This window comes from Pseudomonas fluorescens, from assembly GCF_018614655.1.
GTDB classification, from domain to species: domain Bacteria; phylum Pseudomonadota; class Gammaproteobacteria; order Pseudomonadales; family Pseudomonadaceae; genus Aquipseudomonas; species Aquipseudomonas fluorescens_BX.
In genome coordinates, this window is the sequence record NZ_JAGGOG010000014.1 from 16,523 (window position 1) to 35,745 (window position 19,223).

The window sequence follows — 19,223 nt, forward strand, 5'->3', positions numbered from 1 at the left end:
TCAATTCGGTTCAGCGGTATTGGGCGAAGACACCGGCCAATGGCGCTGTCGACTCACGCAAAATAATGCTCGGCGTCACGATGCGTTGATCGATCGGCAATTGGGGTGTCGCAATCCGTCGCAGTAAAAGCTCCGCCGCCGTCTCCCCCAGTTGCAGGATCGACTGGCCTACCGTGGTCAGGGCCGGGTAGACATAACGGCTCATTTGAATGTCGTCAAAGCCGATCACCGACAGCTCGCCGGGTACGCGGATGTTGCGCTCGGCAGCGGCCCGCAACACACCGAAGCCGATCATGTCGTTACCGGCGAAAATCGCACTGGGAGGGTTGTTCGACAACAGTTGTGCAGCCGCTGCGTAGCCGCCGGTACTGGTGAAGTCACTTTCCAGTACGCGACTGCCATCCACTTCAACCCCTGCCTCGCTCAAAGCACGGTGGTACCCCGCCAGACGCATTTGCGCCACACGGGTATGGCCTGGCCCGCCAATGCAGGCGATATCGCGATGGCCCAGCTCCAGCAAATGCCGGGTCGCCAGATAGGCGCCGTACTCGTGATCGATACGCACCAGGTCGACATCAATGCCATCCAGCGCCCGGTCGACGATGACCATGGGCGTGCGCACGGCTTTCAGGCCGGAGGCCAGGCCGCTGTCATCACCGCCTACCGACGTCACGATCAAACCATCGATACGTTTCTCCAGCAGCACCCTTAAATAGCTACGCTGCTTTTCAGCATTGTCGTCGGAGTTGCAGAGGATCACGCAATAGCCGTTACGCTCGCAATAATCCTCGATACCCCGGGCTAACTCCGCGAAATACGGGTTGAGGCTGTTGGGTACCAGCAAGCCGATGGTGGCGGTGGTCTTGGCCTTCAGCGAGCGGGCGACCGCGCTGGGGACATAGTCAAGCTGCTTGATGGCCGCTTCGACCTTGATCCGCACAGGCTCGCTGACCGGACGGGTCTTGTTCACCACATGGGACACGGTGGTGTAGGAAATTCCCGCGAGCGCCGCCACATCCTTGATGGTTGCCATGATTCAGGCCCGCCGACTGGCGCGCTGGCTGCGGTAGGTATCCAGCACCACCGCGATCACGATCACTGCGCCGGTGATGATGCGTTTGGTCGGCTCGGTCGCGCCAATCTGCGCAAGCCCTGCCGCCAATACCGAGATAATCAGCACGCCGAAGAAGGTGCTGATGACCGAGCCACGGCCGCCCATCAGGCTGGTACCGCCAATCACCACCGCCGCGATCACTTGCAGTTCCAGGCCGGAACCGGCATTTGGATCCGCCGCTTCAAGACGGGATATCTGGAACAGTGCCGCGACACCGGCCAGCAGCCCCATCAGGCTGAACACCAAAACCTTGTAGGGCTTGGGATTGATCCCCGCCAGACGCACCGCCTCCTCGTTGGTACCGATACCGATCAGGTAGCGACCGAACACGGTGCGGGTCAACACCAGCTGGGCAACGATGATCACCAGCAAGGCGATGATGAACGAGGGCGAAATACCGAAGGCCACCGGGTTGGACAGCCAGGCAAAGGAGTCACCGATATACGCGGTACGCGAGCCGGTCATCTGGTACGCCACACCGCGAGCCATTTCCAGCACGCCCAGGGAGACGATAAACGACGGGATACGCCAGGCCACAGTGATGGAACCGGTGATGGTGCCGGCCAACGCCGCACAGCCCATGCCCAACAGCGCAGCCGGCAATACGCTCCAGCCCCAACCGAGGATCGCCACACTGACAGCAGATGCCGCCAGGGCCAGGACTGAACCCACCGACAAGTCGATGCCGCCGATGATCAGGACGAACGTCATGCCCACCGCCAGCACCATCAGGTCTGGAATCTGGTTGGCCAGGGTGCTGAAGGTGTCATAGGACAGGAAGTGGTCACTCAGGAACGAGAACAGCGCAATCATCGCCAGCAACGCACCGGCCAAGCCCAGGTAAGTACCCAGGCCATAGAAGTTGCCACTACGTTTCGCGGCAGAAGATACAGTTTTCATGGGGTATTCCTAGGCGCTGCTTCGTTGAGCAACGCATCACGTTTCTGATAGCCGGCAAACGCGGCGGCGAGCAATTCGTCCTGGGTCCAGCTATCGCGCTCGAAGGTCTCGATCAGGCGCCCGGCGGACAGCACGCCGATCCGGTCACAGATCAACATCAATTCACGCAGGTCGCTGGACACCACCACCAGCGCTTTACCCTGGCGAGTCAAGTCACCCAGCAAGGCATAAATATCGAATTTGGCGCCGACGTCGATGCCGCGGGTTGGCTCATCGAACAACATCACCGCGCAATCGCGCTCCAGCCAACGGCCAATTACCACTTTCTGCTGATTGCCGCCTGACAACTCGGACACCAACTGTGACGGGCTGGAACTGCGGATACGCATGGCGTCGACCTGGCGCTTGGCCAAGGCGGTTTCGTCGCGACCATTCACCAGGCCCGCGCTGGAAACCTTCGGCATATTGCCCAAGGCGATATTGGCGCTGATCGATTGGGTCAACAGCAGGCCTTCGCCCTTGCGGTCTTCGGTGATCAGGGCGATGCCGTGACCGACCGCATCCACCGGCGAGCGAATGCTCACGACCTGGGCCGGCGAGCCGAGGGCCACGCTGCCGCTGTCGGCCAGGTCAGCACCAAAGATCAGCCGCAGCAACTCGGTACGGCCGGCACCGATCAGGCCGGAGATTCCGTAAATTTCGCCGGCACGCACTTCAAAGGACACATCGCGGACCTTGTCCGAGCGGGTCAGGCCCTTTACCGTCAACAGCGGTGCGCCGATGGTGCGCGGCCCCAGGTCAATTTTTTCGCCCAGTTCGCGGCCAACCATCAGCGTGACCAACTGCTCACTGTTGTAATTGGCCATCGGCTCGACACAGACCAGGTTGCCGTCACGCAATACAGCAATGCGTTGCGCGACACGGGCCAGCTCTTCCAGCCGGTGGGAAATATAGATAATCGCCACGCCCCGAGCCTGCAGGCGAGTGATTTGCTCAAACAGCATCTCGACTTCACGGGCAGTCAGCATCGCCGTGGGTTCGTCGAGGATCAGTACATGGCAGTCGCCAATCAGATTGCGGGCAATCTCGACCATTTGTTGATGGCCGATGCCCAGACTGCCCACCAGGGTGTCTGGGTCGATGGCGTCCAGGCCGACTTGGGCCATGGCTTCAATAGCGGCCTTACGCAGTTGCTTGCGGCTGATCCAGCCACCGCGGCTGGGCAGGTTGTGCAGGAACAGGTTCTCTGCGACGGTCAAGGTCGGCAGCAGGTTGAGCTCCTGCATAACCATACGGATGCCCTGCTGCTCAGCGTGGGTCCGACTGCCCGGCGTGTAAGCCTGGCCATTGAACTGCATCTGCCCGGTGGTCGGTGTGACTAGGCCACCGATGATCTTCGACAGCGTGCTTTTCCCCGCGCCGTTCTCGCCGGTGAGCGCCAACACTTCCCCGCGATTAAGCGTCAGGGTGATGTCGGAAAGAACCGGTTGGGCATAGGTCTTGCCGATACCGCTGACCGAGAGGACAGCGTTCGGTGCGCAAGATGACATACGAAAGTCTCCAGGCGTCCGCTCCGGATGAGCGGACGCTGTTTTGTGTAGCCAGGGATTACTTCTTGAGGATGAGTTCGACCGGGGTTTCGATCATGCCATCCACAGCATCGACTTTTTCACCCTTGACCAGCTTCAGAGCATTCTGGATACCAAAAACCGCTTGCTGAGCCGCGGCCTGGTCGGCTGTTGCCAGGACACGACCGTCCTGCAGCATGGGCTTGATGGCCTCGATGTTGTCATAGCCAACCACGAGCACTTTGCCCGCCTTACCAGCGCCACGCACGGCGGAGACAGCGCCCAGCGCCATGTTGTCGTTACCGGCCAACAGCGCCTTGATGTTCGGGTTTGCCTGGAGCATTGCGGCGGAAATCGCATTGCCCTTGTCGATTTCCCACTCACCGGATTGCGTGGAAACGATCTTCATGCCCGCAGCATCCATCGCATCTTTGAAACCGGCAGTACGTTGCTGGGCGTTGGTAGTGGTCGACACACCTTCAATGATGCCAACCTCGTCACCGGCCTTGAGTTGCTTGGCCAGGTATTCACCCACCAGGCGAGCGCCCTTGCGGTTGTCAGGGCCTACGAACGGAATATCCAGGGATTTGCTTTTCAGCACATCGACGTCGAGACGGTTGTCGATGTTAACGATCTTGATGCCTTTATCGGAGGCTTTCTTCAGGACCGTGACCAACGCTTTCGAATCGGCTGGAGCAATGACGATCGCGTCAACCTTGGACAGGATCATCTGGTTGACGATATCAATCTGGGCCGAGGTATCGGTCTCGTTCTTGATACCGTTGGTGATCATGTCGAAATCAGCGGAATGGGCTTTCTGGTAGGCCTTGGCACCGTCTTGCATGGTGACGAAGAATTCGTTGGCAAGGGATTTCATGACCAGGCCGACCTTGGGTTTGGCGGCGGTGTCAGCAGCAAATGCAGAGGAGATAGGCAGGGCAGCGGATGCGGCAGCAAGCACAGCGACAGCAAGAAGACGTCCAGCGAATGGCAGCTTCATGGGTTCACTCCGATCTTATGATTATTGTGAGCAACGCTTGCACCGAGAAACGCCTCGGCGGCCGTCCCACCCGGGAGGCTGATACGAGCTTTCACGATACTCATGGAGCAATCCGTGAAACATCTCGCAAACGTTTGCGTTGATCAAACTATGCGAAGCTTGTCGAGATTTGTCAACGTAAGAAAAAGCCTTTATCTGAGCCCGCTCTGCGTCGAGCCCTACAGCCTGCCGCGAATGACGTTAAACATTTCCGGCATTCGACCGTTCCTTGAAATGACAGACGGCCGTTCATTTACAACCTGCAGCTTCGACCCTTTCCCCTGCTCTTTTTCGGACAACCGAACGCGAAGGCTGCACTTTGTTCGGAAAGCCGGACAAAAAACGCCACGACCTTCGATAAATACAGATAAAAGTAGATGTAAATCAATAAGTTAAATCTAATTAACAAACAGAATACCACTGGTACAAATCCTGCTCTTACACAGCACCTTGTGGCGTTCAGAGCTGCCCGGGTGTTTCTAGATGAACCTGCATCAGCACTCATCCAAAACTAGAGAGAAAAATAATGAAATCTGCACTCAAGACCTTTGTTCCGGGCGCGTTGGCCCTCCTGCTGCTGTTCCCTGTTGCCGTTCAGGCAAAAGAAGTTGAAACCAAGACCAAACTGTCCAACGTCGTCATCCTGGCCACCGGCGGCACCATCGCCGGCGCAGGCGCCAGTGCGGCTAACAGTGCGACCTACCAGGCCGCCAAGGTCGGCATCGAACAACTGATCGCCGGCGTTCCCGAGCTGAGCCAGATCGCCAACGTTCGTGGCGAGCAAGTGCTGCAAATCGCCTCCGAAAGCATCACCAACGAAAACCTCCTGCAACTGGGTCGTCGCGTCGCCGAACTGGCCGACAGCAACGACGTGGACGGCATCGTGATCACTCACGGCACCGACACCCTGGAAGAAACCGCGTACTTCCTCAACCTGGTGGAAAAAACCGACAAACCAATCGTCGTGGTCGGCTCCATGCGCCCTGGCACCGCCATGTCGGCTGACGGCATGCTCAACCTGTACAACGCGGTGGCAGTCGCCGGCAGCAAAGACGCTCGCGGCAAAGGCGTACTGGTGACCATGAACGACGAGATCCAGTCGGGTCGCGATGTCAGCAAAATGATCAACATCAAGACCGAAGCGTTCAAAAGCCCATGGGGCCCACTGGGCATGGTAGTTGAAGGCAAATCCTACTGGTTCCGTCTCCCAGCCAAGCGCCACACCATGAGTTCGGAATTCGACATCAAGACCATCAAAAGTCTGCCAGACGTCGAAATCGCCTACTCCTATGGCAACGTAAGCGACACCGCCTACAAGGCCCTGGCCCAAGCCGGCGCCAAAGCCATCATCCACGCCGGTACCGGTAACGGTTCGGTATCTTCCAAAGTCGTGCCAGCCCTGCAGGAACTGCGCAAGGAGGGCGTACAGATCATTCGTTCTTCCCACGTCAATGCCGGCGGTTTCGTTCTGCGTAACGCTGAACAGCCTGACGACAAATATGACTGGGTTGTGGCTCACGACCTGAACCCACAGAAAGCTCGTATCCTGGCGATGGTCGCCCTGACCAAGACCCAGGACAGCAAAGAGCTGCAACGGATGTTCTGGGAGTATTGATCCCGCTCTCGGCCTGATCTTGATGACCGGGCCATCACCCACTCGCGGTACACCGCGAGTGGGTCTCCCTCCCCGCTCCACCCTCCCCTACAAAAAATCTTTAAAAAACAAAGCCCTTCTGCATAAAAACAAATAAATCACGGTCAAAGGGATCTTCTTGGATTTTAAGCAGTTGCGAATTTACCTACAGTAAAATACTGTATGTTCGTACAGCTTAATAAGGATCACTCCGTGGCAAAGCCTTCCTCAGCAGCACCGACCCCGCCTGATGCCTATGAACGCCTCGCGATTCGCGTGCAAAAAATCATCAATTCGACCAACGCCCAAAAAGCCAAGGCAGCCTTGATCTTCCGTTTGCCGGATGAGCCGGTGGATGAATGGGAGCGCCTGCTGGAAGAGATTGCGGAAAACGACAACGTAACGCTCGCCTATCGCGATGACGGTGGCGTTCAAGTTTTCTGGGTTGTGCCGAAGGAAGATTGAGTCAATGAGTGTCCGTTTTATTACGTTGTTTTGCCTGTTTTTTGCTGTCACTGCTCACGCCCAGGCTCCCCGCACCTTCAGTGAAGCCAAGAAAATTGCCTGGAAACTCTATGCTCCGCAATCCACGGAGTTTTATTGTGGTTGCAAATATACGGGGAACCGGGTGGACCTGAAGGCGTGTGGCTATGTCCCACGAAAAAACGCCAATCGGGCGGCCCGAATCGAGTGGGAACACATCGTTCCCGCCTGGCAGATCGGCCATCAGCGTCAGTGCTGGCAGAATGGTGGGCGCAAGAACTGCACCCGCAATGATGACATCTACAAACGCGCCGAGGCCGATCTGCACAACCTCGTGCCGAGTATTGGTGAGGTCAATGGTGACCGTAACAACTTCAGTTTTGGTTGGTTGCCGGTGCAAAGCGGGCAATACGGCTCCTGCTTGACCCAGGTGAATTTCAAAGCAAAGAAGATCATGCCCCGACCGTCCATTCGCGGAATGATCGCCCGTACGTACTTTTACATGAGCAAACAATACGGCTTGCGCCTGTCGAAACAGGACCGTCAGCTGTACGAAGCGTGGAACAAGACCTACCCGGTACAACCCTGGGAACGCCAGCGCAATCAAACCGTGGGGTGTGTGATGGGGCGCGGCAATGAGTTTGTCGGCCCGGTGAACCTGAAGGCCTGCGGCTGAAGAGAGGCAGGCGAGCGGGACCTGCAACGTCCCGCTTTCCATCACGTTATTGAGCAACCTTGTGTTCGATGACCTCGGAGACGGTGTCGTTTTTCTTGGCCCGTGCCAGTTTTTCCGTCAACTGTACCTGCTTAGCCTCGGCCTCGGCCTTGGTGCTGAACGGCCCCAGCAGAACCTGATCCTTGCCGTCTTCCTTGGTCAGGTAAAAACTGAACCCATGCTCGAGCAACCACGCGGTCAGGTCTGTCAGTGCCTGCAGCTTATGGTCCGGCGGGCCCACCCATACGTCCCACTCTTGGACTGCAATCGTCGAGGCCTGGGGCTGAGCCTCGGTAACGGCGGGTTTGGCCTTGGGTGCATCAACACTTGGGCCCTCACCGCAACCGGCCAACGCCAACACCGCAATTGCCATCGCTACTTTACGCACTGCCCTGCTCCTTAACGATCAAAGCGGCAACTTTACCATCCACGGCCTATCCTGGCCGTCATAAACGTTGTCTTAAACAATGCGAATGATGTTTCGCAGACCTGTATGATGGCGTCATGGGAATTAATACTGCCTTTATGCGTCTGAAAAAAGCAGCCACAGGGAAGCAACTCCACAGTAATCTACACACAGCCGACATCTGCACTGTCTGAACGTGTGTCCTTAAAGTAATCAAGGAGAAGATCATGCTGATACTCACCCGCAAAGTCGGTGAAAGCATAAACATCGGTGATGACATTACCATCACCATTCTGGGCGTTAGCGGCCAGCAAGTACGAATCGGGATCAATGCACCCAAGAATGTTGCCGTGCACCGTGAGGAAATTTACCAACGCATCCAGGCAGGCCTGACTGCTCCGGAGAAAAACTAAACATCTTCAAGCGCCTCCAGTAGCCAGCCTTTTCGTTCACTGTAATGGCTGGCGAAAGCTTTTCAGGCCTTATCGCTCCCTGCGCAAGACCAATCCCCCCTCCCCCAGAATACCTTGCCCGCCTAGCCGAGCCCGACACCTCGTGCCATGCCTGTTGCGGCGATGACCATCAGCACGATCAGCAACGCCTGAACATGGCTGATCCGCGCAAAGAGCCCTGCCTTGTGCAAATCAAGACTGGCGCCGCGTGCCAACGCGATACGCCATTTGATCAAGCGGATCATCGGCATGATTTCCAGCAGCAGGATAAAAAGCAACAGCGTCATCTTCAGATGAAACAGCGGCTGATGCAGGTAGTAGTCCGTGCCCTTTTCATAGCCACCGAAGGCCCGCAGAGCGCCCGTTATCAGTAAGACCAGGGCGCTGATGCCCCATATATTGTCCGCGATCAATACGCGCCGTACGGCGGATGGCTCAGTATTTGTCAGGCCACGCAACGCGTTACCGCGCGCCAACACTGATGCCAGAGCCATCGCGAATGCCAGAAGATGAACCGCCGCAAGAAACCAGTGAGTCAACATAATGGTTATTCCAACCCTTGTTTGAAGGCAAACTCCTACCAGTATTAGCCCAGACCGGCGATCACGCACAGAATCCGTCAAGAGGGACAAGGGAACTTGCGGACGATTCAGCGGCCAAATCCCGTTACAAATTAACTGAAATCTGCTGTGCACTCAGGAGCACGTTGATGAGGCGAACCCGCCAACAGCCTTATTTCACTAAATCCTGGGCCATCGCGCTGCTGATAGGGCTACTCTTCGTGGCTGCGGGGTATGGCCTGAAGTTCGAGATTGAAAGCGTCGATAACCCCGATGCTCGCTCGTGGCTGAACTTGGCATTGTTCCTGTGCGGTTATTTGTTTTTTTTCTGCATCAAACCGATGCAGACGGCCATTCATCGAAAACTGCGCCGTCGTGCCTTTCGTAACGATCACCAGAAAACTTCCTCGTGACCGCCCTCCCGCCGACCAAAAACCATTACGACATGATGCTTCGCAACTGCAACAAACCGTCTTGATCACGATAAGCCTGTAAATGTTCGTACCCGGCAATCAACGGGTGTTCCGTCATCAGAGGCGTCAAGTGCGTAGCCGTCACCACCATGACATCAGCACCCGAGGCCTCACCCGCACGAATCCCTACCGTCGCATCCTCGAACACCAGGCAATCCTGCACCGCCACTCCCAATCGCTGGGCGCCCAACACATAACAGGCCGGATCAGGCTTGCCGATGGCAACATCCTCGGCCGTCACCAGCGTTGCCGGCGGGGCAATACCCGCCGCTTGCAGCCGACGCAGGGCCAGGGCCCTGGGCGCGGACGTGACCAGTGCCCATTGGTCGCCAGGCAGGGTTTTCAGAAACGCCACCGCACCGGCAATGGCTACCACCCCGTCAACATCCTCGATTTCCGCCTCGGCAATCCATTGGGCCTCAGCTTGGGCATCGACACCAGGCAAGGCCTGCCGGGTGATGGTATCAATGGCCCGCGCCCCATGGATCGTGGCCAGGAAAGCAGGCACATCCAGGCCGTGGCGCTTGGCCCAGATTGTCCAGACGCGCTCGGCGGCGGCAATGGAGTTAAGAAGGGTCCCGTCCATATCGAACAGGAATGCACGGTACCGGTTATCAAATACGGTTGAACCTTTGGCGGACACTGCGCGGTTTCCTCTTGCTTTCGTCACCCGGTCTTGGGCGCTGACGAACCACTAGCCTGAAGCAATCTACGGATCGATCGCCAGCTTGTAAACGCACCACGAGCCGCAGTCGCACTCACTGACCCAAGTATTGCATTACAACTTTGTCATCGAGTTGTCAGCGTTGCCAGCACCCTCACTTCATACAGTGAAGTCGTCAGTCACCCACAGCGGGTGGCACAACTTCCCACTATGAAAAGAAGGGCCCAAACCATGAAACCCGTTCACACACTCCGCCTGATCGCCGCCAGCCTGCTGATGTTGGGCAGTGCCAGTTGGGCCTTTGCCGACACCTCCACAGACACATCGGTGATCCATGATAAAGCCAGCTTTTTCATGAACCTGGATGTCGACAAGGTACTGGCCAGCACCGATACCTACGGCCAATGCGGAATCGTTCCCGCGCAGTTGCGCTATCTGGACCATAAAGGCCAGGAACATGTGCTGGACTATCAGGTCCTGGGCATGGGCTGCACCAATGATCATTGATCGGGCTACACTGGCTTGCCACCGTTGCTGGACAGACTCCAGAGGCTGAAACCCATGAATATCCTGATAGTGGAAGACGAGCCCAAGGCGGGCAATTACCTGCTCAATGGACTGCAGGAGCTGGGTTACTTCGTCAGCCTCGCCCGTGACGGCGCGGACGGCTTGCACCTGGCACTGGAAAACGCTTTCGACGTCATCGTGCTGGACGTGATGATGCCGAAAATGGACGGTTGGGAAGTGCTGCGTCGCCTGCGCAAGGAAGCCGACACCCCGGTACTGTTCCTTACCGCGCGGGATGACATTGCCGACCGTATCAAGGGCCTGGAACTGGGCGCCGACGACTACCTGATCAAGCCGTTCTCCTTTGCCGAACTGGTGGCACGCCTGCGTACCTTGACCCGTCGCGGGCCGACACGGGAAGAAGAACATCTGCAAATCGCCGACCTGCAGATCGACGTACTCAAACGACGCGTCACTCGCGCCGGCGCGCGGATCACCCTGACCAACAAGGAGTTTGCCTTGTTGCATCTGTTTGCCACCCATCAGGACCAGGCGTTATCCCGCTCGTTGATCGCCTCGCGGGTCTGGGACATGAATTTCGACAGTGACACCAACGTAGTGGACGTCGCCGTGCGGCGCCTGCGCCTGAAAATCGACGACCCCTTCCAGCTCAAGCTGATCCACAGCGTGCGGGGCATTGGCTACCGCTTCGATACGCAGCCATGAGCAGTCGTCGCCATTATTCCCTGACGTTGCGCCTGGCGCTGATCTTTGCCTTGCTCGCGTTCGCCCTGCTGGCGACCTTGGGCGTTGCCCTCTACCGCGGCCTTGAACGCGAGCTGATTCGGCGTGATGACGCGGCCCTGATCTACCGCGTCGACCAATTGCGCCATTTGCTCAACGACAGCAACATCCTCGAGCTGATCAAGACCAAGCCGGAATTGTTCCAGAATATGCTGGGCAACCATGAATCGGTGTTGAGCATCGGCGCCCCAGGGCAAAAGCCGCTGCTGGTGGTCAACCCGGAAAATATCCTCGTGCCCGACGTGGTCCCAGTGAGTATTGGCCACACTCTCGCGTTTTCCGATGTGCAACATTTCCCCGGCACGAACGGCGTCCCTTTCGCCGCGTTGGCTGCGACCATTGATTCAGGCGACCTGGGCAGCCTGCAAGTCACCAGCGGACGCCTGATGAACGAACGCACCACCATGCTCGCCAATTACCGCCTGAGCGTGTACATCCTCGCCAGCCTGGCGGCGATCGTGCTGGCGCTGGCGGGCTATCTGCTGGTGCATCGCGGGTTGCTGCCGTTGCGGCGCCTTGCGCGACATGCCCAGGGCATTGGCGTCGGCAACTTGGCGGAGCGCCTCGACAGCCAGGGCGCGCCCAAAGAGCTGTTGCCGATGATCGACTCCTTCAACACCATGCTTGAGCGCCTGGCCAAGGGTTTTGTGCAATTGGGCCAGGTTTCCACCGACATGGCCCACGAGCTGCGCACCCCGATCAACAACCTGCTGGGTGAGACCCAGGTGGCGCTGCAGCAGAACCGCACCCTAGAAGACTACCAGCAACTGTTGGCCTCCAACGTTGAAGAGCTTGAGCGCCTGGCACGGATGCTCGACAACATGCTGTTTCTCGCCCGCACCGACCCAGCCAGCGCCTTGCGTCAACGCCAGGAACTGAATGCTGCCGAAGAAGTAGAGCGCATAGCCGAGTATTTCGAAGGTCTGGCTGCAGATGCCGGCATCAACATCCTCACCCGCGGCGATGGATTGATCTGGGCCGAGCCCATGCTACTGCGGCGCGCCCTGGCCAATCTGTGCGCCAATGCCATCAACTATGGCGCGCCGAATTCCGAACTGCTGATTCAGGCTACGCCGGGTGCCGATGGCATCAACCTGCGGGTCATCAACCAGGGCCCAACCATCCCGGCCGAACACCTGCCTCGGCTATTCGAACGCTTTTATCGCGCCGATGAATCCCGGGAGCGTTCGGCCCATTCCAATGGCCTGGGGCTGTCCATCGTCGCGACCATCATGCAGTTGCATAACGGCCGCTACAGCGTCAGCAGTGAGGACGGTGTGACCTGTTTTGAGTTGTTTTTCCCTGGGCGGGAGCTATGAAGAGGCCAAGCCTCAACTGACCTGCCCTCCCGTCTCCGCCAGATCCAGCTGGGTATTCCACGCCGTCAGCGCCGCAATCCGCAAGGCATCAACCTGCACGGCCAGCGCCATCGACGACTGCCCAGGTCCAGCCTGTGCCACTTGTTCAGGCAGGAACGGCACATGGATAAACCCACCGCGTACTCCCGACCCGGCGAGTGCATGTTGCAGGCTGTAGAACACCTGATTGCACACAAAGGTACCGGCCGTTTGCGAAACCGAGGCGGGTATTCCGGCCTCACGCAGCGCCCGCACCATCGCCTTGATGGGCAATGTGCTGAAGTAGGCCGCCGGACCGTCCGGCACCACCGGTGTGTCGATGGGCTGCTCGCCGAGGTTGTCCGGGATCCGTGCATCGTTGAGGTTGATCGCCACCCGCTCAATCGAGATATCACTGCGGCCCGGGCCCAGGCCGGTCGCGATCACCAAGTGCGGACGATACGCCTCCAGCAGCGCTTTTAAGCCGGTCACCGCCGTGGCGAAGGCACAGGGCAATTGCCGAGCGACGATTCGTACATCCTGCGCCAATAACACGCCATCCAGTCGCCGCACCGCTTCCCAGGAAGGGTTGATCAGATCCTGATCAAAGGGTTCGAAACCTGTCAGCAACACAGTACGCATCATTGCCTCACATCAGCAGGTAGAGAAGGACGATATTGACCACCAACATCATCAACGCGGTGGGCATTTGTGCCTTGATCACGGCGTTTTTGTCCGGCAGTTCCAGCAACGCCGCCGGGACGATATTGAAGTTCGCCGCCATCGGTGTCATCAACGTACCGCAATAGCCGGAAAACATGCCAATAGCCGCCATCACCGCCGGGTTACCGCCGTAAATGCCCACCAGCACCGGCACGCCGACGCCACCGGTCATCACCGGAAAGGCGGCGAAACCATTGCCCATGATCACCGTGAAGAGCGCCATGCCCAAGACATAGACCATCACGGCCACCAACTTGTAGTCCAGGTTGATATAGGTGGTGGTGACATGGGCCACGGCGGTGCCGACGCCCGCCTCGTTGAACAACAACCCGAGCATCGCCAGCATCTGCGGCAGCACCATCGCCCAACCGAGCGCCTCCGTCAGGCGGCGGGATTCGCGCAAGGCCTGCACCGGTGTGTCGCGGGTCAGCCAGCAGGCCAACCCCAAAGCGATCAGACAGCCCAATCCCAGGGAGACAAAGGTCGTATTTTTTGGGTCCAGAAGCGGCACGCCGCCTATTTCGGTGTGCTTGAGCAGCACCGAGCCGATCACCGTCGTCAGGGGAATCGCCAGGGCCGGAATAAACAGCTTATGGCCCAACCGCCCGGCACTGGCGCGGGAAGCCTTGTCATGCAACTGCGCATGCACACCACGGCCTACACCACCAAAACCGGCAATAAGCGCCATCAATACGACACCCACACCGATGACAACCGAAGGCAGCCGCTCGCCCACCAGGAACGGAATGGCGAACAGCAGCCAAAACAACGAGCTGGACCAGCGCTTGGGATGCGTTCGGTCGACCAGGATCATGCCGGCGGTGATAAGCAGTAAAACCCCGGCCAACCAGTACAGGTATTGAATAGAAATGATCATTGCGCTGACTCCGCCTGAGGAGCAACCGGTACGGCACGCGAAAGTTCACGGGTAAGCCTTCGGTCAAAGCGGTGCAGACGGATTGCATGAATGATGAAGGCGCAGATTGCGGTGGGTATGCCCCAGACGGCGATGTGCAACGGCTCGACATCAATGCCCGAGCCCAGCAGGAAGGTGTGCATCAACGCAATCGCGCCAAAGGCGACAAAGATATCTTCGCCAAAAAACAGTCCTACATTGTCGGTCGCCGCACACATGGCCAGGACCTTGTGGCGAACCTTGTCCGGTAGTTTGCCGTAGCGCTTTTCAGCGGCGCCTTCGGCCATGGGTGCCAGCAGCGGACGCACCATCTGTGGATGCCCGCCAAGGCTGGTCAGCCCCATGGCCGCCGTAGATTCACGCACAAACAGATAGATGATCAACAGACGCCCGACAGTGGCCCGCTCGAATCGCGCAATCCAGTTTTGCGCGTGCAGTCGCAAGCCATGCCGCTCCAGCAAGCCAATGACGGCCAGCGGTAACAACAGGATCAATTGCAAGGCGCGGGTCTGGAGGAAGCCATCGCCCATCGTGGCGAGGATCTTTTCCAAGGGGAAGTGAGCGGCAAACCCGGTGGCAATCGCCGCCGCCGTTACGACCAGCAGCGGATTGAAGCGCAATACAAAGCCAACCACGATGACGAGTACGCCTATCAGCGGCCATAGGTTCACAACAGTTTGCATGGTGGTGAGGTCCTTAAGTGCGGGCTGCGGTGCCAATAAAGCAGGTAGTGAAAAAAGGCTCACTTCTCGAAATGGCGTGCAGCTCGGCTCGGTTTTTTATTATTGACCTGGAAGGTCGAGCGTCAGTGGCCGCATCTTTGCTGCTCGGGGCGGGAGGTGTCCAACAAGAAAAATTGTTGCTGCAAACCAATAAAGTTTGTGGGTGATTGAAGGCTGCCCGAGAGGCGTTTGGAGGGTTTGCGCACTAGCGTGGCAAAACTGCAGACAACAAAAAAGGGCCCACCTTTCGGTGAGCCCTTCTAGACCGCCCAGCAGAGCGGATTTTGTTTGGTAGGCGCGATTGGACTCGAACCAACGACCCCCACCATGTCAAGGGCCACCCTGCTAAGCGTAAAGCCTTGTGAATCAAGGCCCTAAGAGAACGCCCATTCACATTATGAGGCGTCAACCATGGCTAACATTCGCTCCCTTCCCTCTGGCAATTGGAACGCTCAGGTTCGATTGAGAGGAACCCCACCACAGTCTAAAACATTCCCCACTCAGGCATTGGCCCAAGCATGGGCAGATCAGCTAGAAGCTGTCACCAGGACGCATCAGACACACACCCTGTTCACCCTTGGCGTGACCTACTGCGAAACCATGCTCAAGGGCAAGGGGAGTTATGAACACGCTCTCAAGATTGTTGATCAACTCTTTGCAGCCTTCCCCCAGTCAATCCATGACATCACCCCTCAGCTAGTCAATGACTTCAAGCTGAAGCGTTTAAAGACGGTCAAGCCTGCTACCTGTCGCATACAGCTAGCGTTCATGTCTCGTTTCTTCAGGTTCGCTAAACGTGGCCTGCTCATTGATATTCACAACCCCGTAAGTGACATAGCCCTACCCAAGCCAGACAAGTCGAGCGACAAGGTAATCAGTGCTGGCGAGCTAGGTAAGTTGCTCGACAAGCTCTCCCCCACCATGGCCCTGATAGTTGAACTGGCCTATGAGACAGCCATGAGACGCTCAGAGATACTCAAGCTGACAACCCAATGCCTGCACCTGGATGAACGTATAGCGGATGTGGTGGATGGTAAGAACGGCACTAGGTCTGTGCCCCTCACAATGCGAGCCATAGAGCTACTGAGAGAGGCCCAACGGTTGGCACAGGCTAACAGGGCACACAGAGGACGACTGTTTATTGTGACGCCTCATGCAGTGTCACAGGCAGTCAGGCTAGCAAGGAACAAGGCGGGTTTGGATGATAGCGTCAGGCTTCACCAGCTGAGGCATACCCGCATTACCAATGTAGCCAAGAAGGGATTTAACAACGCTCAGATAATGATTGTGTCGGGGCATAGGGATACTAGGTCAGTGGCCAGATACTCCCACCTGAACGCCAAGGATGTACTCCATCTTATTGATTGAAGCCCCTGTGAGGCGATAGGAGCGACGACAAGTAACTAACTGCCATCTATCTAGCCGTGCCCGCCTGCAAGCTCTCACAAGGGCTTGCAGCAGAGATAACGTAAGGAGGAGTAATGGAATGTGGATGACTCAGAGTTACGGATAGAAACTAATTTGAAGGATGCTTGTAGACCTTTACCCCAAAAAATCAGTATAGGTATATGAAGATAAAAGATTGCTTCCCAGCACTGCTTTCACAGAGTGAGTAGGTTGCGGTCTTTTTTATTGCCTGAACAGTGACCTCCCAAAATATGGGCGTCGATGAGGAACTATAGAGAGAGAGCAATGGAAGTAGATAAAATTATAGAGAGCAAGATCATGCAGTTGAATACCACAGAGCGAAAGCTAGTATGGGTGATGATCAGAAACAAGAGTAATGATGGCTTACGCTGGCGTGAAATTCCCATTGAGGAATTCTGTTCAGCGACAGGCAAATCTTCTAGCTCATGCAGCAGAGTTATTCAACACTTACTCGAACATGAACTAATTGCGTTGCGCAAGGTTCGTCTTGGGTCTACGACTCACAACCAATATAAAACTATCAGCTTGGAGAATGACCAATGAGCACAGTAACAATGTCCGAAGTAAAAGAACTGGCTCGCCAGACCGGCAACTCTACGATGGGCGTCCTTACAGACCTGCTAGAGAATGGCTATGAGCTAGTTGAAGAAGCACCTGTACCTAGAGGCAACCCTCTTGCATCATCCAAGGATGCTTTAGCTCTATGGAAAGCGACGAAGCAGCAAGTGGCAGACGACCTGTACAAGTCTGATCCTCTGATTCGCCAGCTGACTGACGTTGATAATGCCTATCGTGGATTCGGACAACAACCTAAAGAGAGCGTCGTTAAGCGTGACGCCTTCGGCAATGTGATTGGCACTACTAAATCAATGCTCACTGGGGCCACCCAGAAAGAGCAAGCCGAACTTATGACAGCCATCCGCGCAATGTATAATCAAGGAGAATAAATATGAAAGCCGTTGATCTTACCCCAGCAGAAGTTAAAGTATTGGAGCAGCGTCGCTCCGCACTAGGTGCAGTTGACTGTAGCATTGAGCAAAAGAACAAACTCATCACCGGCGTCAAGGACTATAAAGGGAGTGAGTATGGTATGAGCCAATATGGCTCCTACCAAGTGCTTTCTGCTCATGGTTGTAGCTCGCTTCCCACGGAACTTGAGGGCATCTTTACAGACCCTAGACAGATCACAAGAACAATTGACGCTCTAATCACAGAAGGGAAACTGATTGAGCCTAAGTAAAAACAAGACAATATACGTAGCAGAAGCACTCCCAGGTAGTGGCAAATCCACTAAGTTCATTGAAAAACTCCCCCTCCTCCTGCACACCAGCAGAATTGTATATGCAATGCCAACCAACGCTCTCATCCAAGAGCTTGCTCTAACTATTAAGGTGAGGGCTGGCCTCTCCCCATTAGTAGTTACCTCTGACACCGTAGATCATGTCATCGCTCACCTTGAAAAGGTGCTGGCTGCAAGTACACAACCTCTAGTTATGATCACGCATGAAGCCTTGAGACGTGTAGACCCGCGACTACTTGAAGGGTGGGAGCTTGTAGTAGATGAGATACCAAGCGTCTCAGATTGTAAAGGCTACCAATTTGACAGCATCAGTTATCTTGGGAGCTTGGGGAATTATCTTGACGTAAGCCCCGAAAAGAAAGCCACGCTCAAGACAGAGAACACCGCTCTCGTTGAGAACATGATTAGGTCCAAGGATAGCAGCGCCCTAAGTGATTCAGCTTTAGATGTTCTCAAAGCAATGCTCACACCAAAGTGTAGTGTTGAGGTCGAGGCGCAGAGCACAAAGGGCAAGCGACTTGTACGCATCGTACGATATAGAGATTTCCTACCAGCTTTCTCAAATGCGAATAGCGTTCATATCCTGGCTAACAACGTGAAGGATACGCTTCTAGGTGTTCATGCCACCTACCAAGGCTGGCAGTTTGAGCCATCAATATTCACACCAGACTTTGACGGCTACGGAAAGCGTGTTGAGCTTCATCCGTTCCTGACGACAAAATATTCCAAGACTCAGAGCATGATGCAGCGAAACGGTAAGCCCGCTGATGCGTGGGATGAGGGGGTACAGCTGGCCGACTGGCTACGCTGCATCACCGCCATGGTAGGAGACGAGAAGGGATTAGCCTTTGCGCATCAGTGGATGCAATACAATTTCAGTGACAGCATTACCAAGCTCCCAATTGATAGCAGGGGCATCAATGGCTATCAAGATCGTCATATTGCTATATGCCTACAGCACGGGAACGTGAGTTGCGACGACGCGCTAAGCTTTCACACACTGTGCGAGATGCTGGGCGTTCCTGTTTCAGAAGTGCGTAAGGCTATAGAGTTTGAACGCTTCTATGAGAGCACCCTACAGGCTGTAGCTAGGACATCGCTTAGAGACAGGAATAGCACTGAACCTGTAACTCTCTTTGTTCAAAGCATGGATATGGCAGAGTACCTAAAGGGTAAACTTGGACGGCTTGCATCTATCAACACAGAACTTGTTATGAGTCCTTGGGAGAAGCAAGAGTCTGAAAAGAAGAAAGCGAAAGCCCAGCAACAGGCAGAGGTAATCTCTCTCCTGATTGAAGCTGGCAAGAGTCGTCAACATATCGCTAAAGAACTTGGCATCCCCTACCCAACTGTTAAGCGCTGGACCAAAGGTCTAGAGCAAGCAGCCTAACAAAGATCAACGGCGTCAATACTGAGATCATTTTCTCTTAAAGACCTTTAAGGGTTTTTGATCTTTAATAGCATTTAAGACCACTAATC

22 protein-coding genes are annotated in these 19,223 nt (G+C 56.1%); 12 read left to right on the forward strand and 10 right to left on the reverse strand.

The window, feature by feature from the left end:
• Positions 1-10: 10 nt before the first annotated feature.
• Genes J7E41_RS13960 through J7E41_RS13975 form a run of 4 tightly spaced genes read right to left on the reverse strand, consistent with a single transcriptional unit; the run spans position 11 to position 4,582 of the window.
• The gene (locus tag J7E41_RS13960) at positions 11-1,033 is read right to left on the reverse strand and encodes a LacI family DNA-binding transcriptional regulator (protein ID WP_214993691.1); all 1,023 of its coding nucleotides are present in this window, start codon (positions 1,031-1,033) and stop codon (positions 11-13) included.
• Between the two features lie 3 nt (positions 1,034-1,036).
• Complete coding sequence (locus tag J7E41_RS13965) at positions 1,037-2,014, reverse strand: ABC transporter permease (RefSeq protein ID WP_214993693.1); 978 nt, start codon at positions 2,012-2,014, stop codon at positions 1,037-1,039.
• Positions 2,011-3,564, reverse strand: a complete 1,554-nt coding sequence (locus J7E41_RS13970; protein ID WP_214993695.1) for a sugar ABC transporter ATP-binding protein — start codon at positions 3,562-3,564, stop codon at positions 2,011-2,013. The genes J7E41_RS13965 and J7E41_RS13970 overlap by 4 nt, the downstream gene beginning before the upstream one ends.
• A gap of 58 nt (positions 3,565-3,622) precedes the next feature.
• On the reverse strand, positions 3,623-4,582 hold the full coding sequence (locus J7E41_RS13975; protein ID WP_214993697.1) for a sugar ABC transporter substrate-binding protein: 960 nt from the start codon (positions 4,580-4,582) through the stop codon (positions 3,623-3,625).
• Positions 4,583-5,147: 565 nt separating this feature from the next.
• On the opposite strand from J7E41_RS13975, the gene J7E41_RS13980 reads away from it, so the two are divergent.
• The 3 genes from J7E41_RS13980 (at position 5,148) to J7E41_RS13990 (ending at position 7,413) form a co-directional block, all read left to right on the forward strand.
• Positions 5,148-6,236 (forward strand): asparaginase, encoded by a 1,089-nt coding sequence (locus J7E41_RS13980; protein ID WP_214993699.1) that lies wholly within the window; start codon positions 5,148-5,150, stop codon positions 6,234-6,236.
• A 231-nt stretch (positions 6,237-6,467) separates the two neighbouring features.
• On the forward strand, positions 6,468-6,719 hold the full coding sequence (locus tag J7E41_RS13985) for a DUF1654 domain-containing protein (RefSeq protein WP_214994180.1): 252 nt from the start codon (positions 6,468-6,470) through the stop codon (positions 6,717-6,719).
• A 4-nt stretch (positions 6,720-6,723) separates the two neighbouring features.
• A complete protein-coding gene (locus tag J7E41_RS13990; RefSeq protein WP_214993700.1) occupies positions 6,724-7,413 on the forward strand; it encodes an endonuclease in 690 nt (229 codons plus the stop codon).
• A 46-nt stretch (positions 7,414-7,459) separates the two neighbouring features.
• On the opposite strand, the gene J7E41_RS13995 is transcribed toward J7E41_RS13990, so the two are convergent.
• Positions 7,460-7,840: an SPOR domain-containing protein gene (locus J7E41_RS13995; RefSeq protein WP_353049405.1), complete on the reverse strand. Its 381-nt coding sequence runs from the start codon at positions 7,838-7,840 to the stop codon at positions 7,460-7,462.
• Positions 7,841-8,085: 245 nt separating this feature from the next.
• Here J7E41_RS13995 and csrA point away from each other — a divergent pair, with 245 nt between their 5' ends.
• Positions 8,086-8,271 (forward strand): carbon storage regulator CsrA, encoded by a 186-nt coding sequence (csrA, locus tag J7E41_RS14000; protein WP_155585835.1) that lies wholly within the window; start codon positions 8,086-8,088, stop codon positions 8,269-8,271.
• A gap of 122 nt (positions 8,272-8,393) precedes the next feature.
• Here the strand turns inward: csrA and J7E41_RS14005 are convergent, their stop codons facing one another.
• A complete protein-coding gene (locus J7E41_RS14005) occupies positions 8,394-8,852 on the reverse strand; it encodes a DUF2214 family protein (RefSeq protein ID WP_214993701.1) in 459 nt (152 codons plus the stop codon).
• A 167-nt stretch (positions 8,853-9,019) separates the two neighbouring features.
• Between J7E41_RS14005 and J7E41_RS14010 the strand changes: the two genes are divergently transcribed.
• Positions 9,020-9,283, forward strand: coding sequence for a hypothetical protein (locus tag J7E41_RS14010; RefSeq protein ID WP_214993702.1), 264 nt, complete (start codon positions 9,020-9,022; stop codon positions 9,281-9,283).
• A 25-nt stretch (positions 9,284-9,308) separates the two neighbouring features.
• On the opposite strand, the gene J7E41_RS14015 is transcribed toward J7E41_RS14010, so the two are convergent.
• Entirely contained in the window at positions 9,309-9,986 is a 678-nt protein-coding gene (locus J7E41_RS14015) for an HAD-IA family hydrolase (protein WP_214993703.1), read from the reverse strand.
• A gap of 252 nt (positions 9,987-10,238) precedes the next feature.
• Between J7E41_RS14015 and J7E41_RS14020 the strand changes: the two genes are divergently transcribed.
• From J7E41_RS14020 to J7E41_RS14030, 3 genes are read left to right on the forward strand one after another with little or no spacing between them, the layout of a single operon-like run.
• Complete coding sequence (locus J7E41_RS14020; RefSeq protein WP_214993705.1) at positions 10,239-10,514, forward strand: DUF2790 domain-containing protein; 276 nt, start codon at positions 10,239-10,241, stop codon at positions 10,512-10,514.
• A gap of 54 nt (positions 10,515-10,568) precedes the next feature.
• A complete protein-coding gene (locus J7E41_RS14025; RefSeq protein ID WP_214993707.1) occupies positions 10,569-11,240 on the forward strand; it encodes a heavy metal response regulator transcription factor in 672 nt (223 codons plus the stop codon).
• Positions 11,237-12,637 (forward strand): heavy metal sensor histidine kinase, encoded by a 1,401-nt coding sequence (locus J7E41_RS14030; protein ID WP_214993709.1) that lies wholly within the window; start codon positions 11,237-11,239, stop codon positions 12,635-12,637. Before J7E41_RS14025 ends, J7E41_RS14030 begins: the two co-directional genes overlap by 4 nt.
• A 12-nt stretch (positions 12,638-12,649) precedes the next feature.
• Here the strand turns inward: J7E41_RS14030 and pcp are convergent, their stop codons facing one another.
• Genes pcp through J7E41_RS14045 form a run of 3 tightly spaced genes read right to left on the reverse strand, consistent with a single transcriptional unit; the run spans position 12,650 to position 14,977 of the window.
• Positions 12,650-13,297 (reverse strand): pyroglutamyl-peptidase I, encoded by a 648-nt coding sequence (pcp, locus tag J7E41_RS14035; protein WP_214994184.1) that lies wholly within the window; start codon positions 13,295-13,297, stop codon positions 12,650-12,652.
• A 7-nt stretch (positions 13,298-13,304) separates the two neighbouring features.
• Positions 13,305-14,255, reverse strand: a complete 951-nt coding sequence (locus J7E41_RS14040) for a DUF979 domain-containing protein (protein WP_214993711.1) — start codon at positions 14,253-14,255, stop codon at positions 13,305-13,307.
• On the reverse strand, positions 14,252-14,977 hold the full coding sequence (locus J7E41_RS14045) for a DUF969 domain-containing protein (RefSeq protein ID WP_214993713.1): 726 nt from the start codon (positions 14,975-14,977) through the stop codon (positions 14,252-14,254). The genes J7E41_RS14040 and J7E41_RS14045 overlap by 4 nt, the downstream gene beginning before the upstream one ends.
• 450 nt (positions 14,978-15,427) lie before the next feature.
• On the opposite strand from J7E41_RS14045, the gene J7E41_RS14050 reads away from it, so the two are divergent.
• The 4 genes from J7E41_RS14050 (at position 15,428) to J7E41_RS14065 (ending at position 19,134) form a co-directional block, all read left to right on the forward strand.
• Entirely contained in the window at positions 15,428-16,384 is a 957-nt protein-coding gene (locus tag J7E41_RS14050) for a tyrosine-type recombinase/integrase (protein ID WP_214993715.1), read from the forward strand.
• A gap of 599 nt (positions 16,385-16,983) precedes the next feature.
• Positions 16,984-17,391, forward strand: coding sequence for a hypothetical protein (locus tag J7E41_RS14055; RefSeq protein WP_214993717.1), 408 nt, complete (start codon positions 16,984-16,986; stop codon positions 17,389-17,391).
• 2 nt (positions 17,392-17,393) lie between these two features.
• Positions 17,394-17,684, forward strand: a complete 291-nt coding sequence (locus J7E41_RS14060; RefSeq protein ID WP_214993720.1) for a hypothetical protein — start codon at positions 17,394-17,396, stop codon at positions 17,682-17,684.
• On the forward strand, positions 17,671-19,134 hold the full coding sequence (locus tag J7E41_RS14065; RefSeq protein WP_214993722.1) for a helix-turn-helix domain-containing protein: 1,464 nt from the start codon (positions 17,671-17,673) through the stop codon (positions 19,132-19,134). Before J7E41_RS14060 ends, J7E41_RS14065 begins: the two co-directional genes overlap by 14 nt.
• Positions 19,135-19,223: the final 89 nt, after the last annotated feature.

Bases quoted from the DNA above. Each gene is read 5' to 3' on its own strand.
- J7E41_RS13960 (WP_214993691.1), bottom strand. From the start codon at position 1,033: ATGGCAACCATCAAGGATGTGGCGGCGCTCGCGGGAATTTCCTACACC.
- J7E41_RS13965 (WP_214993693.1), bottom strand. From the start codon at position 2,014: ATGAAAACTGTATCTTCTGCCGCGAAACGTAGTGGCAACTTCTATGGC.
- J7E41_RS13970 (WP_214993695.1), bottom strand. From the start codon at position 3,564: ATGTCATCTTGCGCACCGAACGCTGTCCTCTCGGTCAGCGGTATCGGC.
- J7E41_RS13975 (WP_214993697.1), bottom strand. From the start codon at position 4,582: ATGAAGCTGCCATTCGCTGGACGTCTTCTTGCTGTCGCTGTGCTTGCT.
- J7E41_RS13980 (WP_214993699.1), top strand. From the start codon at position 5,148: ATGAAATCTGCACTCAAGACCTTTGTTCCGGGCGCGTTGGCCCTCCTG.
- J7E41_RS13990 (WP_214993700.1), top strand. From the start codon at position 6,724: ATGAGTGTCCGTTTTATTACGTTGTTTTGCCTGTTTTTTGCTGTCACT.
- csrA (WP_155585835.1), top strand. From the start codon at position 8,086: ATGCTGATACTCACCCGCAAAGTCGGTGAAAGCATAAACATCGGTGAT.
- J7E41_RS14005 (WP_214993701.1), bottom strand. From the start codon at position 8,852: ATGTTGACTCACTGGTTTCTTGCGGCGGTTCATCTTCTGGCATTCGCG.
- J7E41_RS14010 (WP_214993702.1), top strand. From the start codon at position 9,020: ATGAGGCGAACCCGCCAACAGCCTTATTTCACTAAATCCTGGGCCATC.
- J7E41_RS14020 (WP_214993705.1), top strand. From the start codon at position 10,239: ATGAAACCCGTTCACACACTCCGCCTGATCGCCGCCAGCCTGCTGATG.
- J7E41_RS14025 (WP_214993707.1), top strand. From the start codon at position 10,569: ATGAATATCCTGATAGTGGAAGACGAGCCCAAGGCGGGCAATTACCTG.
- J7E41_RS14030 (WP_214993709.1), top strand. From the start codon at position 11,237: ATGAGCAGTCGTCGCCATTATTCCCTGACGTTGCGCCTGGCGCTGATC.
- pcp (WP_214994184.1), bottom strand. From the start codon at position 13,297: ATGCGTACTGTGTTGCTGACAGGTTTCGAACCCTTTGATCAGGATCTG.
- J7E41_RS14040 (WP_214993711.1), bottom strand. From the start codon at position 14,255: ATGATCATTTCTATTCAATACCTGTACTGGTTGGCCGGGGTTTTACTG.
- J7E41_RS14045 (WP_214993713.1), bottom strand. From the start codon at position 14,977: ATGCAAACTGTTGTGAACCTATGGCCGCTGATAGGCGTACTCGTCATC.
- J7E41_RS14050 (WP_214993715.1), top strand. From the start codon at position 15,428: ATGGCTAACATTCGCTCCCTTCCCTCTGGCAATTGGAACGCTCAGGTT.
- J7E41_RS14055 (WP_214993717.1), top strand. From the start codon at position 16,984: ATGAGCACAGTAACAATGTCCGAAGTAAAAGAACTGGCTCGCCAGACC.
- J7E41_RS14060 (WP_214993720.1), top strand. From the start codon at position 17,394: ATGAAAGCCGTTGATCTTACCCCAGCAGAAGTTAAAGTATTGGAGCAG.